Below are 14440 nucleotides of genomic sequence, written 5' to 3'. Positions count from 1 at the left end.
CCGTGTCCGCCCCGTGCGGGGAGTCAGCTGCAGCCGCTGGTGGAGCCGCAGCCCTCGCAGACGTAGCAGCTGCCGGCGGGACGCATCTTCGTGCCGCAGGTCATGCAGAGCGGTGCGTCGGCGGTGCGGCCCTGGTGGGACTCCAGGGAACCGCCCTGACCGGGCTCCTGCCGGGCCACGGCCCGGGAGGGAGCTCCGGCTGCGGCCTCGGGCGCGGCCTCGCCACGCTGCTGGGGCCGCTCGATCGGGGCCGAGGTGGCCAGCTCGGCGATGACCTGCTCGGAGTGGACGGCCGCCGGGTCCTCACCGCGCTGCTGGGCGGCCCGCTCGGCGGCGGAGAAGACGCCGAGGGCGGCGCGCTCCTCGTAGGGCAGGTGGTCCAGGGCCAGCCGGCGGAAGATGTAGTCCATCACCGAGGCGGCCATGCGGATGTCCGGGTCGTCGGTCATGCCGGCCGGGTCGAACCGCATGTTGACGAACTTGCTGACGTAGGTCTCCAGCGGCACGCCGTACTGCAGGCCGATCGAGATGGCCACGGAGAAGGCGTCCATGACGCCCGCGAGGGTCGAGCCCTGCTTGGACATCTTCAGGAAGACCTCGCCGAGGCCGTCGTCGGGGTAGCACGAGGCGGTCATGTAGCCCTTTGCCCCGGCCACGGTGAAGCGGGTCGTGGTGCTGGGGCGCTGGTTGGGCATCCGCCGGCGGGTCGGGCGGCTGATCTCCACCACCTTGACCTGCGGCTCGGCGGGGCTCTCCGCCTTGTCTGCCTTGTCCGCCTTCTCCTCGGCCTTCCTGCCCGAGGCGGAGAGCGGCTGGCCGACCTTGCAGTTGTCGCGGTAGACGGCCAGGGCCTTGAGGCCGAGCTTCCAGCCCTCGAGGTAGACCTGCTCGATGTCCTCGACGGTCGCGGACTCGGGCAGGTTGACGGTCTTGCTGATCGCCCCGGACAGGAACGGCTGGGTGGCGGCCATCATCCGGACGTGCCCCATCGGGGCGATGGCCCGCTCGCCCATGGCGCAGTCGAACACCTCGTAGTGCTCGGGCCGCAGGCCCGGCGCGTCGACGACGTGACCGTGCTCGGCGATGAACTCGACGATCGCCTCGATCTGCTCGCCGGGGTAGCCGAGCTTCTCCAGCGCCCGCGGGATCGTCTGGTTGACGATCTGCATGGAGCCGCCGCCGACGAGCTTCTTGAACTTGACCAGCGCCAGGTCCGGCTCGATGCCGGTGGTGTCGCAGTCCATCATCAGGCCGATGGTGCCGGTGGGCGCCAGCAGGGAGGCCTGGGCGTTGCGGTAGCCGTTGCGCTCGCCGAGCTTGAGGCACTCGGTCCACTGCCGGGTCGCCTCGGCGTGGATGGCGCCGTCCACGGCGTCCAGCGTGCGCAGCTCGTCGTTGGCCGCCGAGTGCTTGCCCATGACGCGCTTGTGCGCGTCGGCGTTGCGGGCGTAGCCGTCGTACGGTCCCACGACCGCGGCCAGCTCGGCGCTGCGGCGGTAGGAGGCGCCGGTCATCAGGGAGGTGATGGCGGCGGCGACGGCGCGGCCGCCGTCGGAGTCGTAGGCGTGGCCGGTGGCCATGAGCAGCGCGCCCAGGTTGGCGTAGCCGATGCCGAGCTGGCGGTAGGCGCGCGTGGTCTCGCCGATCTTCTCGGTCGGGAAGTCGGCGAAGCAGATCGAGACGTCCATCGCGGTGATGATCAGCTCGGTGATCTTCACGAAGTTCTGGATGTCGAAGGAGCCGTCGTCCTGGAGGAACTTCAGCAGGTTGATGCTGGCCAGGTTGCAGGAGGAGTTGTCCAGGTGGACGTACTCCGAGCACGGGTTCGAGGCGGTGATGCGGCCCGTCTCCGGGCAGGTGTGCCAGTCGTTGATCGTGTCGTCGTACTGCACGCCGGGGTCGGCGCACTCCCAGGCGGCGGTCGCCATCTTGCGGAACAGGCCGCGGGCGTCGACCTTCTCGATGACCTCTCCGCTGAGGCGGGCGCGCAGGCCGAACTGCTCGCCCTTCTCCACCGCGCGCATGAACTCGTCGGAGACGCGCACGGAGTTGTTGGCGTTCTGGTACTGGACGGAGACGATGTCCTTGCCGCCCAGGTCCATGTCGTAGCCGGCGTCGCGCAGCGCGCGGATCTTGTCCTCCTCGCGCGCCTTGGTCTCGATGAACTCCTCGATGTCGGGGTGGTCGACGTCGAGGACGACCATCTTGGCCGCCCGGCGGGTGGCGCCGCCGGACTTGATGGTGCCGGCGGAGGCGTCCGCGCCGCGCATGAAGGAGACCGGGCCGCTGGCCGTGCCGCCGCTGGAGAGCAGCTCCTTGGAGGAGCGGATCCGGGAGAGGTTCACGCCGGAGCCCGAACCGCCCTTGAAGATCACGCCCTCTTCCTTGTACCAGTCGAGGATGGACTCCATCTGGTCGTCCACGGCCAGGATGAAGCAGGCGCTGACCTGCTGCGGCGAGGCGGTGCCGACGTTGAACCAGACCGGCGAGTTGAAGCTGAAGACCTGGTTGACCAGGGCGTGCTTGAGCTCGTGGTCGAAGATCTCGGCGTCCTCGTCGGTGGCGAAGTAGCCCTCCTCGACGCCGGTCCTGGTGTAGACCCCCACCACGCGGTCGACGAGCTGCTTGAGGCTCCACTCGCGCTGCGGGGTGCCGACGGCGCCCCGGAAGTACTTGGTGGTGACGATGTTGGCCGCGTTGACCGACCAGGAGGCGGGGAACTCCACGCCGCGCTGCTCGAAGTTGACCGAGCCGTCGCGCCAGTTGGTCATGACGACGTCACGGCGCTCCCAGGCCACCTCGTCGTACGGGTGCACGCCGGGCGTGGTGAAGATGCGCTTCATCTTCAGCCCCTTGCGCGGGCGCTTGCCTCCGCGCGCCGCCGTGCCGCTGACCGTCTCCGTCATGACTTTCCCCCTTCCGGGACTCCGAACGGAGCCCGCGAGTCGGACCACATCGATGCGCCGCCTCATGTCCCCCGGCGCCCGGGGATCGAATTCTTCAGTCCTGCGGGGCGGAGCGGTCCGCCCGCAGCTGCCTGATCTCGGCCTCGAAGTCGGCCAGCGTCTCGAACCCCCGGTAGACGGAGGCGAAGCGGAGGTAGGCGACCTCGTCCAGCTCGCGGAGCGGACCCAGGATCGCCAGCCCGACCTCGTGGGCGGGGATCTCGGCGGATCCGGTCGCCCGGATGCTCTCCTCGACCCGCTGGCCCAGCTGCGCCAGGGAGTCCTCGCTGACGGGCCGTCCCTGGCACGCCCGCCGGACCCCGGCGATCACCTTCTCCCGGAAGAACGGCTCCGTCACCCCGCTGCGCTTGCTCACCATCAGCAGGACCGTCTCCTGCGTGGTGAACCTGCGCCCGCACTTCGGGCATGTGCGCCTGCGGCGGATGGCCCCGCCGTCCTCCGTGGAGCGGCTGTCGATGACCCGCGTGTCAGGATGGCGGCAGAACGGACAGTGCACGTGCGTCGCCTCCCTGACCGGCTCACCTGCCCCACACGCCCCGTGTCATTCCATGCGGAATGCCCGCACCCGTTCACCCGCGAAGGTGAGGTGCGGTAACAGAAACACAACTTATGGTGAAACGGGGTGGGTGGTGCCACTAGATGTTGTGGTGCAACCGTAGAAGTGCGCGACGATGAACGCAAGTTGATCGGAGTGTCCCGAGTGAAGGCGCTGATCAGGGGCGCCACCCGGGCGTGTCGTCGCCGCCCCGCCCTCCGGGCCGCCCGTCCGGGCAGGCCGGAGTCCCGCACGCGCAGCGACCGGCCGGGTACGGCCCGGCGTGGATCCCGCGCACGGTGTCACGGGCGGGGCGCGGTCCGGTGCGCTCCCGCACCAGGTCACGGAGCGGACGCGGCCCGGCGCCGCAGCTCCGCCGCACGGAACCGTCGGCGGGCACGGTCCGCGGGAATCCCGCGGCCTTCGCTCTCTACACGGGAACGAGGCGGGCGATCATCCAGAGGGCGACGAGGGCGGCCAGGAGCAGCGCGGCCACCGCCGCGCCCCGGCCTCTGCGGGTGAGCCGGAGAGGCGGCGCGACGGGGTTGCGGACCCCTCGGCGCGCCTCCGCCCTCCGCCCGGCCCCCGGCCTCCGGCGCGCCCGGCCGCCCGGGGCCGGGCGCGACCGCCCCCCGCCCGCCGCAGCCGGTCGCGGACGGACTTCGCCCGCACTCCCCGGACGCCCCTCACCCGCCGCCCGCGGGCGGCCGCCGTCCGCCGCCCGGAGACGCGCCCTTCCGCCCTCGATCAGCCGCAGGTGCGGCCGGGGCTGCCCCGCCGTCCGCCCCGTGGCCTGCCCCGCAGCCCGCCCCCGCCGGGACCGCCCCGTCCGCGTGGTCGCCTCCATGGCCCTCCCGTCGCCCCGGCCTGGCCGAACACAGGTCGAAGAAAGATCGGTGAATCGAACACCGTGTCGATCGAACTCCCGTACGATGTTGTACACCACGCCGTCGCCGATTTCGAGGAAGACTCGAACAATTGTTTGAAGATGATCTTCGACGGCGGTACGGTCGCTGTGTGCGACATGAGGAATACAGACCGGGAGGCGAGGAGATCGCATGAGCGAGCGCAAAGAGAACGGTGCGGCCGTCAGTGACCTGGCGGTGCGCAGGCGTGACTCCCTCGGCCTCACCCCCAGGCAGCGCAGGATCCTCGAGGTCATCCGTGATTCCGTGCAGCAGCGGGGATACCCGCCGTCGATGCGCGAGATCGGCGAGGCGGTGCAGCTCACCAGCACCTCCAGTGTCTCCCACCAGCTGACGGCGTTGCAGCGCAAGGGCTATCTGCGGCGCGACCCGCACCGCCCCCGCGCGCTTGAGGTCCGTCTGCCCGGCGAGCCCGTGCTCTGGGTGGACCCCGACGCGGGCGCCGACGAGGCGCCCGTCAACCGTCCGACGGCCTCCTACGTCCCCCTGGTCGGCCGGATCGCCGCCGGTGGCCCCATCCTCGCCGAGGAGAGCATCGAGGACGTCTTCGCCCTGCCCAAGCAGCTCGTCGGCGAGGGCACGCTCTTCCTGCTCCAGGTGACCGGCGACTCGATGATCGACGCTGCCATCGCCAACGGCGACTGGGTGGTCGTGCGCCAGCAGCCGGTCGCCGACAGCGGCGACATCGTCGCGGCGATGATCGACGGCGAGGCCACGGTCAAGACCTTCAAGCGCAAGGACGGCCACGTCTGGCTGGTCCCGCACAACCCCAACTACGACCCGATCCCGGGCGACGAGGCGACCGTCCTCGGCAAGGTCGTGGCGGTCCTCCGCAAGCTCTGAGTCACGGGCTCCGCCCGGTGAAGGCCGCACGGCCGGGGGCCCCGGGCCCGCCCGGTTCGCGCGCCCCGGGCCACGTTCTCCGCGCCGCTCACCGCCCCGGCCTAGGCTGGGGCGGTGAGCGACATATCCGATCTGAACGATCTGACGTTGGAGAGCCTGACCACCCGCGACGGGGCGAAGTGGTCCCTCGCCGAGCCCGGGGTGATCCCCGCGTGGGTCGCGGACATGGACTTCCCGGTCGCCCCCGCCGTACGGGAGGCCCTGGCCCGCCGGATCCACGGCGACCTCGGTTATCCCGCCTGGCTCGACCAGCTCGGGGACGGCCCGCTGGCGGAGGTCTTCGCCGCACGGATGGAGCAGCGGCACGGCTGGCGCGCCGATCCGGCGCACGTGCGCTCCTTCACCGACATCAACCAGGCCCTCCAGGTCGTCCTGCACGTCGCCACCCGGCCCGGCGACGCGGTGGCGCTGCACGTCCCGACCTACCCGCCCTTCCTGGAGACGCTCGCCGAGATGGGCCGGCCGCCGCTCCCGATCCCGATGGAGCCCGTGGGCGACTCCTGGGGCTTCGACGCCGACGCCCTGGCCGCCCGGCTCGCCGAGGGCCGCTGCCGGGTGCTGCTGCTGGTCAACCCGCAGAACCCGACCGGGCGCTCGTTCACCCGCGAGGAGCTGACGGTCCTCGCCGAGCTGGCCGAACGCCACGATCTGCTCGTCGTCTCCGACGAGATCCACGCCGACCTGACCCACGCCCCGTCCGCGCACGTCCCCTTCGCCACCCTGCTGCCGGAGCGGACCGTCACGCTGACCTCCGCCACCAAGGCCTTCAACCTGGGCGGCATCCGCTGCTCCGTGGCGCACTTCGGGCCGCCCGCCCTGCGCGCCGCCATGGCCGCCCAGCCCAGGCACATGTACGGCGCGGCCCATGTGTTCGGGGTCGACGCGACCGTCGCGGCCTGGACGCGCGGGGACGGCTGGCTGGAGGAGGTCAGGGCGGTGCTCGCCCGCAACCGGAGCCTGGTCGCCGGAGGGCTCCCCGAGGGCGTGCGCTACCGGATCCCCGACGCCACCTATCTGGCCTGGCTGGACTTCACGGACCTGGCCCTGGGCGAGGACCCCGCCGAGTTCCTGAAGCGCGAGGCGCGGGTGATGCTCAGCCAGGGTCCGCCGTTCGGCCCCGGCGGCGAGGGCTTCGCCCGGCTGAACTTCGCCACCTCGGGCCCGGTCCTCTCGGAGATCCTGGACCGGATCACCCGGGCCGTGAAGTCCCGGTCGTGATCCTCTTCCGCTAATGGGAGCTACCGGGTCAGCTGATCGGGCAGACTCGGTGCCTGGTAGCCGCTGGTGAGTGAGCACTTTCCTCCGCTGGACCGATATTCGAGTCCTGGGGTCAGACCGTGCCCTCACCGGTGGTCAGGAGCCTTGATCACTGATGGGATGTCGTGCCCGCCCCCGGCGTACGGCGTGCGCCCCGGAGGCGGGCCGTACGGGAGAACCGGACCGGAGGCGGGTGCGGCCCGGGACCCCGGCCGGGGTCCCGGGCCGCGCCCTGCGCGGTCAGGGGACGATGTTGACCAGTTTCGGCGCGCGGACGATGACCTTGCGCGGAGCGCCGGACAGGAAGCCCTGTACCTTCTCCGAGGCCAGGGCCAGGGCCCGCAGGTCGTCGTCGGAGATCTCCGGGGAGACCTCCAGCCGGTCGCGGACCTTCCCCGCGACCTGCACGACGCAGGTGACGGACTCCTCGACCAGCAGGCCGGCCTCGGCGACCGGCCAGCCCGCCCTGGCGACCGAGGCCTGGTGGCCCAGGCGCTCCCAGCCCTCCTCGGCGGTGTACGGGGCGACCAGCGACAGCATGACGGCCAGCGCCTCGGCGGCCTCCCGGACCGCCGGGTCGGCGGCGCCGGGGCCGGAGTCGATGGCCTTGCGGGCCGCGCTCGTCAGCTCCATCATGCGGGCCACCGCGACGTTGAAGCGGTGGGTCTCGACCAGCTTGGTGACCTCGTCGACGGTCCGGTGCACGATCCTGCGCAGTTCCAGGTCACCGGTGGCGAAGTCCACGCTCGGGGCGGAGGCCGTACCGGCGTCGGTCATCACCCGGAAGGCGCGGGCCAGGAACTTCTGCGACGCGGCGGGCGAGACGTCGGCCCAGTCGATGTCGTCCTCGGGCGGACCGGCGAAGATCATGGTCAGCCGGACGGCGTCCACGCCGAAGGCGTCGATCTGCTGTCCCAGGTCCACCCCGTTGCCCAGCGACTTGGACATCGCCTTGCCCTGGTTGATCACCTGGCCCTGGTTGAGCAGGCGGGTGAAGGGCTCGGTGAAGTCGACCATGCCCATGTCGTGCAGGACCTTGGTGAAGAACCGGGAGTACAGCAGGTGCAGGATCGCGTGCTCCACCCCGCCGACGTACTGGTCGATCGGGCCCCACTGGCGGACCTTCTCCACGTCGAACGGGCCGCCGGTGTAGTCCGGGTCCACGTAGCGCAGGTAGTACCACGAGGAGTCGACGAAGGTGTCCATCGTGTCGGTGTCCCGCCGGGCGGGGCCGCCGCACTTGGGACAGGCCACCTCGACCCAGTCCGCGGCCGAGGCCAGCGGGGAGACGCCCTTGGGCGCCAGGGCCTCGCCGCGCAGGTCGGGCAGGGTGACCGGGAGCTGCTCGTCCGGGACGGGGACCTCGCCGCAGTCGACGCAGTGGATGATCGGGATCGGGCAGCCCCAGAAGCGCTGGCGGGACAGCAGCCAGTCGCGCAGCCGGAAGTTGACCGTGGCCTTGCCCGTGCCCCGCTCGCTCAGGATCTCGATGATCCTGCGGATCGCGGAGGTCTTGTCCAGGCCGTCCAGGGGGCCGGAGTTGACCATCACGCCGTCGCCGGAGGTCGCCACCCCCGTCTCCCCCGGGTCGGCCATGCCCGTGTGGACCACCACCCGGACCGGCAGGTCGAAGGCGCGGGCGAAGTCCAGGTCGCGCTGGTCGTGCGCGGGCACCGCCATGATGGCGCCGTGGCCGTAGTCGGACAGCACGTAGTCGGCCGCCCAGACCGGCATGCGCTCGCCGTTGACCGGGTTGATCGCGTAGCGGCCCAGGAAGACGCCGGTCTTCTCCTTGTCGGTGGAGAGCCGGTCGATGTCCGACAGCTTGGCCACCTCGGCCCGGTAGGCCTCGAAGGCCGCCCGCTGCCCGTCGGAGACGATCTCCTCGGCCAGCGGGGCGTCCGGGGCGACCACGAAGAAGGTCGCGCCGTACAGGGTGTCGGGGCGGGTGGTGTAGACCGTGACCGGCTCGTCGCGGCCCTCGATCGCGAAGTCGACGTCGGCGCCCTCGGAGCGGCCGATCCAGTTGCGCTGCATGCTCAGCACGCGCTCGGGCCAGCCGCCCTCCAGCTGCGTCATGTCCTCCAGCAGCCGGTCGGCGTACTCAGTGATCTTGAAGTACCACTGGGTCAGCTCACGGCGGACCACCTCGGCGCCGCAGCGCTCGCACCTGCCGCCGACGACCTGCTCGTTGGCCAGCACCGTCTGGTCGTTCGGGCACCAGTTGACCAGACCGCCCTTGCGGTAGGCCAGCCCGCGCTCGAAGAAGCGCAGGAACAGCCACTGGGTCCACCGGTAGTAGGAGGCGTCGCTGGTGTGCAGCCGGGTCGACCAGTCGAAGGAGACCCCGTAGCGCTTGAACGAGGCGGCCTGGGTCTCGATGTTGGCGTAGGTCCACTCGGCGGGGTGGGCGTCGCGCTTGATCGCGGCGTTCTCCGCGGGCAGGCCGAAGGAGTCCCAGCCGACGGGGTGCAGGACGTTGTAGCCCTTCTGGACCCAGTAGCGCGCGACGACGTCGCCGATGCCGAACGCCTCGGCGTGGCCCATGTGCAGGTCGCCGGAGGGGTAGGAGAACATGTCGAGCATGTAGCGCTTCTCGCGGGTGTCGGCGGGGTCGTCCGCGGCCCGGAAGGGGTCCAGCTCCTCCCACCGCCGCCCCCACTTGACCTGCAGGGCCTGCGGGTCGTAGTGCTGCTCTTCGCGTCGCATGTCGGCTTGCTCGCTCACGTTTCTTCCCTCGGTGTACGTCTGCGCAGATGATCTGGACCCATCCGGCCCCAATAGAAAAACCCTCCGCTCACGCGAAGGGCAGCCGCATCGGTGAGGCGTGGAGCGCACCCCGTCGATCCTGCGCCTGTCGCTGCGGGCCGTACGGCCTCGCGCGGCGAGATCTGCGGGGCGCCCCCTAACGCCGGGAGAGCCGATGCGGCCTGGTAAGCAGCAGGGCCGCGGCACGCATAGTGCAAGCCTATCGCAGTTCGCAATCCTCCTTCATGAGCGGGAACGACGGGCCCGATCACGGCAAAACCAAGACACCGGAACCACCAGGTCAGCACAATGGGGACGTCCACGCATCCGGGGTGATCGAGACACTATGGGGATAGATCCGTTGTGACCTCGCCCGTCCCTGCCGTTTACCCTTTTCACCGTGGCGCACTCAGCAGAGCCGGGGCAGGGCCCGGATCCCATGGAGGCGGGCCTGCCCCTGCAGGACCCTCCGACCGATCCCACCGGCCTCCAGTTCAGGGAAGCGTTCTCCCGTTTTCCTGCGAATCACCCTGCCCCACATGAGACCATGCCCAATACCCATAATTCGGGCACCCGTGCGGGAGGTAAGGAATCCATGGCCTCGGATCATTCCAGCCGGCCCCAGCAGTCTTCGGCATGGCAGGAAGGACCCGAGACCCCGTCGGCGCGGGCGGGCGACCCGCTCGGCACCGGCCCCCGGCTCCCCCTTCCCCAGGACGGGCCGCCCGGAGGCGCCGCCGCCCGGCCGGCCTCGGTCCCCGGCAACCGCTCGTGGCAGCAGATGTTCGGCACGGACGCCTCCGCCCCTCAGGACGGCGCCCGGCAGCCCGCCCCGTCCGGCGAAGGCGCCGCCGCGCGCCCGCCCGCGCCGGCTCCCGCGGAGCACGGCGGGTGGGGCGTCCCCTCCTCCGAGACGCCGAACTCCGCCTTCACCCCGGCCTGGGTCGACTCCCGGCCCGATTGGAACCCTCCGCCCGCCACGGACTCCCGGCCCGACCTGACACCTCCGCACGGCACGGACTCCCGGCCCGGCTGGAACCCTCCGCCCGCCGCGGGTCCCGGTCCGGCTCCCGCCGCCGACCCCTTCGCCAGGCCCGACCCGTTCACCTCCGCCGACCCCTTCGCCAGGCCCGACCCCTTCGCCTCTGCCGACCCCTTCGCCCGGACCGCCGCTTTCGGCGCGCCGGCCGGCGGTTCCGCTCCCGTGGGCGACCCGGTCCGGCCCGGCCAGACCGGGCCGGGCGGCCACCCGGGCCAGCGGCGGCCCGGTGACCCGGGGCAGGTCACGCAGCCCGGGCAGCTCCCGCAGCCGGGAGGACCCGGGCAGCGACCGGGCGGGCCCGGCCAGGCGGGGCACGCAGGCCAAGCGGGACAGGACGGGCAGGGCTCCGCGCAGGACCGGGCAGGCGGTCACCTGAGCCGGGACCCCTCCGACCCGAACCGGCCTTTCGTGACCGCCGGCCAGATCAGCGGGCCGAAGACCCCGCCGCCGGAGCGGCAGCAGGAGCTGTGGAACACCGTCTTCGGCGACAACTACCAGGCCATGGGCGAGGAGGAGGACCTCGCCGGGAACGGCAGGCCCGTCTGGGTCTTCGCGCTCGCCGGATCCGCGGTGATCGCGCTGGTCGGCGCGGTGCTCTGGGCGTTCCTGGCCGGCCCGCTGGCCGCCACCGACGACGGCAGCGCGGTCGCCGCGACCAAGCCCTCCGCCACCCCCAAGCCGAGCACCGCCCCGAAGAAGGTCCCCCGCCTGCCGAGGTTCCAGGGCGACGCCTCACCGGTCGCCGGCACCCTCACCGACGCCAGGGCCGCGCTGACCCTCCCCCGGCTCGGCGCCCCGTGGCGGCTGGACACACGCCCGACCGTGCCCACGACGTACGGCTTCAGCACGCGGCAGTACGTCCCGGCCGGGCAGGACTCGGCGGGCAGGTCCCAGTTCGCGCAGGTGATGTCGGGTCCGCTCTCGCCCCGGCTGAAGAGCCGCTACACCTCGCCGGAGAACCTCGCCCCGGTGATCAACGCGGTCACGCTCGCCGCGCGCAGGAAGTTCTTCCCCGAGGGCAACAGCGCCCGCAAGACGGCCCAGCAGACGCTGTCGGTCGGCGGTCTGCCGGCGCAGCTCGCCGCCTACGAGATCACCTCGGACGGGTCCGTGACCACCGTGGTCGTGGCGGCCGTGAGCACCGGGGCCGACCTGCCCTCGATCGTCTACATGTCGGTGCCGGACGCCAAGAAGGAACTGCTGCCCGACGTCAACACCGTCTTCAAGGCGATCAGGACGACCGCGGGCTAGGACGCGGGCGGACCGCCGTCCTAGAAGTCGCACCGCATGTGCTTGATGCCGTTGATGAAGCTGGAGTAGAGCCGCTGGGGACTGCCGCCCTCGATGTGCGGGACCCGGCGGAGGAGCTCGCGGAACATCACCGTGATCTCCCGGCGGGCGAGGTGGGCGCCCAGGCAGAAGTGCGGCCCGGGCCCGCCGAAGCCCACGTGCGGCCCCTCGGTCCGCAGGATGTCGAACCGGAGCGGGTCGGTGAAGACCGACTCGTCCCGGTTGGCCGACCAGTAGTAGAGGACGACCTTCTCCCCCTTGCGATAGAGGGTGCCGTTCATCTCGTGGTCGCGGGTGACCTTGCGGCGCATGAAGTTCACCGGGGAGGCCAGCCGTACGATCTCCTCGACCGCGCCGGGGGCGTGGCCGTCGATGTCGGTCAGCCAGAGCGCGCGCTGGTCGGGGTTGCGGGTGAGCAGGCGCAGGCCGTAGGAGATGGCGTTGCGGGTGGTCTCGTTGCCCGCCACCACCAGCAGGATGAAGAACGAGCCCAGCTCCCGGCCGGTGAGCCGCTCTCCGTCGATGTTCGCGTTGACCAGGGCGGAGGTGAGGTCGCCCGTGGGGTGCTCGGTCCGGTACGCGGCGAGGTCCTGGACGAGCCGGTCGAGCTCCATGCCCGCGGTCAGCAGGTGCTCCGCGACGGTGGCCGGGTCGCCCCCGCCGTACTCGGGGTCGAAGCCGCCGAGGATCCGGTTGGAGCGGTCGAAGACGAAGCCGTAGTCCCGTTCCGGGATGCCCATCATGTCGCAGATGATCTTCAAGGGGAGCCGGGCGGCCACCTCGGTGACGAAGTCGCAGCCCGGTCCCTTGTCGAGCAGGTCGTCGACGATCCTCGCCGCCGCCGCCTCGACGTCGGTCTCGAACTGCTTGATCATCTTCGGGGTGAAGGCCCGGGACACGATGCGCCGTAGCCGCGCGTGCCGGGGATCGTCCATGTTGATCATCGAGCCGAAGTACTCGGCGAACTCCGGCGGCATGTCCGGGATGTTGGTGGCGCCGCCGTCCCCCGAGCAGAACACCTCGGGGTTGCGGCTCGCCTCCAGGATGTCGGTGTGCCTGGCCAGCGCGTGGTAGCCGGGGCCCCGGGGTGCGAAGGAGACCTCCGGCTCGGCGTAGAAGGCGGGGCTCGGCAGGGCGCGCAGCAGTTCGAAGGCCCGCTCCCGCTCGCGCATCGGCCTGGCCCAGAAGGCGTAGTCGGACAGGTCGAAGTCGGCTACCGAGGTGATCGGCTCGCGCTCGCCGGGCATCGCGCTCATACCGCCCATCATTGGCGGGCGTACTCGCTCAGGTCAATGAGCCGGACTCAGGTCGATGAACCGGATTCGGATCCATGAACCGGGCTCAGCGCGGTGAGCCGGGCCCAGGCCGGTGGACCGGGCTCAGGCCGGTGAGCCCGGTCGGCGCCGCCCCGCCAGGCCTGACGGGGTCGACGGGGCCGGCCTCAGAAATCGCACCGCAGGTGCTTGATGCCGTTGATGAAGGTGGAGCGGAGACGGTCGGGCTCGCCGACCGAGCGGATCTGCGGGACCCGGGTGAACAGCTCGCGGAACATCACCGTGATCTCGCGGCGGGCGAGGTGGGCGCCCAGGCAGAAATGCGGTCCCGGCCCGCCGAAGCCCACGTGCGGCCCCTCGGTCCGCAGGATGTCGAAGCGGTGGGGGTCGGTGAAGACCGCCTCGTCCCGGTTGGCCGCCCAGTAGTAGAGCAGCACCTTGTCACCTTTGCGGTACAGGTGGCCGTTCATCTCGTGGTCGCGGGTGACGGTGCGGCGCATCCAGGTGACCGGGGAGGCCAGCCGTACGACCTCCTCGACCGCGCCGGCGATGCGCCCGTCGAAGTCGGCCAGGAGCAGCTCCCGCTGGCCGGGGTTCTCGGTGAACAGGTGCAGGCCGTGGGAGATCGCGTTGCGGGTGGTCTCGTTGCCCGCCACCACCAGCAGGATGAAGAACGAGCCCAGCTCCTGCATCGTCAGCTTCTCGCCGTCGATGTTGGCGCTGGTCAGCGAGGTGATGAGGTTGTCTCCGCCGGCGTCGGCGAGCGAGACGACCAGCTCCTGCAGGCGCTGCCCCGCACCGAGGAGCAGTTCGGCCGCGCGGGCGGGGTCGTCCATGAACTCGGGGTCCCCACCGGACAGGATGATGTTCGACGCCTCGAAGACCGTCCCGTAGTGCTCCTCGGGGATGCCCATCATGTCGCAGATGATCTTCAAAGGGAGCCGGGCGGCCACCTCGGTGACGAAGTCGCACCCGGGACCCCCGGCGATGAGGGCGTCGACGATCCGGGTGGCCTCGGCCTGGACGTCGGCCTCGAACCGGCCGATCATCTTCGGGGTGAAGGCCCGGGACACGATGCGCCGCAGCCGCGCGTGCCGGGGATCGTCCATGTTGATCATCGAGCCGAAGTACTCGTTGAACTCCGCGGGCAGGTCCTGGATGCTCGTCGAACTCCGGCCCGAGCAGAAGACCTCCGCGTTGCGGCTGGCGTCCACCACGTCGGCGTGCCTGACCAGCGCGTAGTAGCCCGGCCCCGGCGGGGCGAAGGGGATCTCCGGCTCGGGGAAGCGGACCGGGCCGGGCTGGGCGCGGAGCACGGCGAAGGCCGCCTCCCGCTCGGCCGTCGGCCGCTCCCAGAATGCCAGGTCGGAAAGGTCGATCTCGCCCAGCGAAACCGTCACGCGAGCCTCCACTAGAACAGCATTCGGTTTCACCGATCCTGCCACACGGCCTCCGGTCCCGCCACCCCTTCCGGGCCTGACGGACCGAGGGATGCCGCC

8 protein-coding genes are annotated in these 14440 nt (G+C 71.3%); 3 read left to right on the top strand and 5 right to left on the bottom strand.

What is annotated here, in order from left to right; translation table 11 throughout:
- Window positions 1-23: 23 nt before the first annotated feature.
- The gene (locus tag IEZ06_RS10250; protein WP_189236439.1) at window positions 24-2906 is read right to left on the bottom strand and encodes a vitamin B12-dependent ribonucleotide reductase; all 2883 of its coding nucleotides are present in this window, start codon (window positions 2904-2906) and stop codon (window positions 24-26) included.
- Window positions 2907-3000: 94 nt separating this feature from the next.
- A complete protein-coding gene (gene nrdR / locus IEZ06_RS10245) occupies window positions 3001-3462 on the bottom strand; it encodes a transcriptional regulator NrdR (protein ID WP_189236438.1) in 462 nt (153 codons plus the stop codon).
- Window positions 3463-4559: 1097 nt separating this feature from the next.
- Between nrdR and lexA the strand changes: the two genes are divergently transcribed.
- Together lexA and IEZ06_RS10235 are read left to right on the top strand one after the other, a co-directional pair.
- Window positions 4560-5270, top strand: a complete 711-nt coding sequence (lexA, locus tag IEZ06_RS10240) for a transcriptional repressor LexA (protein WP_189236437.1) — start codon at window positions 4560-4562, stop codon at window positions 5268-5270.
- A 114-nt stretch (window positions 5271-5384) separates the two neighbouring features.
- On the top strand, window positions 5385-6548 hold the full coding sequence (locus IEZ06_RS10235) for a MalY/PatB family protein (RefSeq protein WP_229797920.1): 1164 nt from the start codon (window positions 5385-5387) through the stop codon (window positions 6546-6548).
- Window positions 6549-6827: 279 nt separating this feature from the next.
- Here the strand turns inward: IEZ06_RS10235 and leuS are convergent, their stop codons facing one another.
- Window positions 6828-9296, bottom strand: a complete 2469-nt coding sequence (gene leuS / locus IEZ06_RS10230; RefSeq protein ID WP_189236532.1) for a leucine--tRNA ligase — start codon at window positions 9294-9296, stop codon at window positions 6828-6830.
- A gap of 634 nt (window positions 9297-9930) precedes the next feature.
- Between leuS and IEZ06_RS10225 the strand changes: the two genes are divergently transcribed.
- Window positions 9931-11628: a hypothetical protein gene (locus tag IEZ06_RS10225; protein ID WP_189236436.1), complete on the top strand. Its 1698-nt coding sequence runs from the start codon at window positions 9931-9933 to the stop codon at window positions 11626-11628.
- A gap of 20 nt (window positions 11629-11648) precedes the next feature.
- On the opposite strand, the gene IEZ06_RS10220 is transcribed toward IEZ06_RS10225, so the two are convergent.
- Together IEZ06_RS10220 and IEZ06_RS10215 are read right to left on the bottom strand one after the other, a co-directional pair.
- Window positions 11649-12923, bottom strand: coding sequence for a cytochrome P450 (locus IEZ06_RS10220; protein WP_229797919.1), 1275 nt, complete (start codon window positions 12921-12923; stop codon window positions 11649-11651).
- A gap of 185 nt (window positions 12924-13108) precedes the next feature.
- Window positions 13109-14341 carry a cytochrome P450 gene (locus IEZ06_RS10215; RefSeq protein ID WP_189236434.1) on the bottom strand — a complete coding sequence of 411 codons (1233 nt, stop codon included), beginning with the start codon at window positions 14339-14341 and terminating at the stop codon, window positions 13109-13111.
- Between the last annotated feature and the right edge of the window lie 99 nt (window positions 14342-14440).

This window comes from Planomonospora antibiotica, assembly GCF_014647955.1.
Lineage (GTDB): Bacteria > Actinomycetota > Actinomycetes > Streptosporangiales > Streptosporangiaceae > Planomonospora > Planomonospora parontospora.
Note: the sequence above shows the minus strand (reverse complement) of the source record. Positions and strands in the feature narration are given on the sequence as shown.

Bases quoted from the DNA above. Each gene is read 5' to 3' on its own strand.
- IEZ06_RS10250 (WP_189236439.1), bottom strand. From the start codon at position 2,906: ATGACGGAGACGGTCAGCGGCACGGCGGCGCGCGGAGGCAAGCGCCCG.
- lexA (WP_189236437.1), top strand. From the start codon at position 4,560: ATGAGCGAGCGCAAAGAGAACGGTGCGGCCGTCAGTGACCTGGCGGTG.
- leuS (WP_189236532.1), bottom strand. From the start codon at position 9,296: ATGCGACGCGAAGAGCAGCACTACGACCCGCAGGCCCTGCAGGTCAAG.
- IEZ06_RS10225 (WP_189236436.1), top strand. From the start codon at position 9,931: ATGGCCTCGGATCATTCCAGCCGGCCCCAGCAGTCTTCGGCATGGCAG.
- IEZ06_RS10220 (WP_229797919.1), bottom strand. From the start codon at position 12,923: ATGAGCGCGATGCCCGGCGAGCGCGAGCCGATCACCTCGGTAGCCGAC.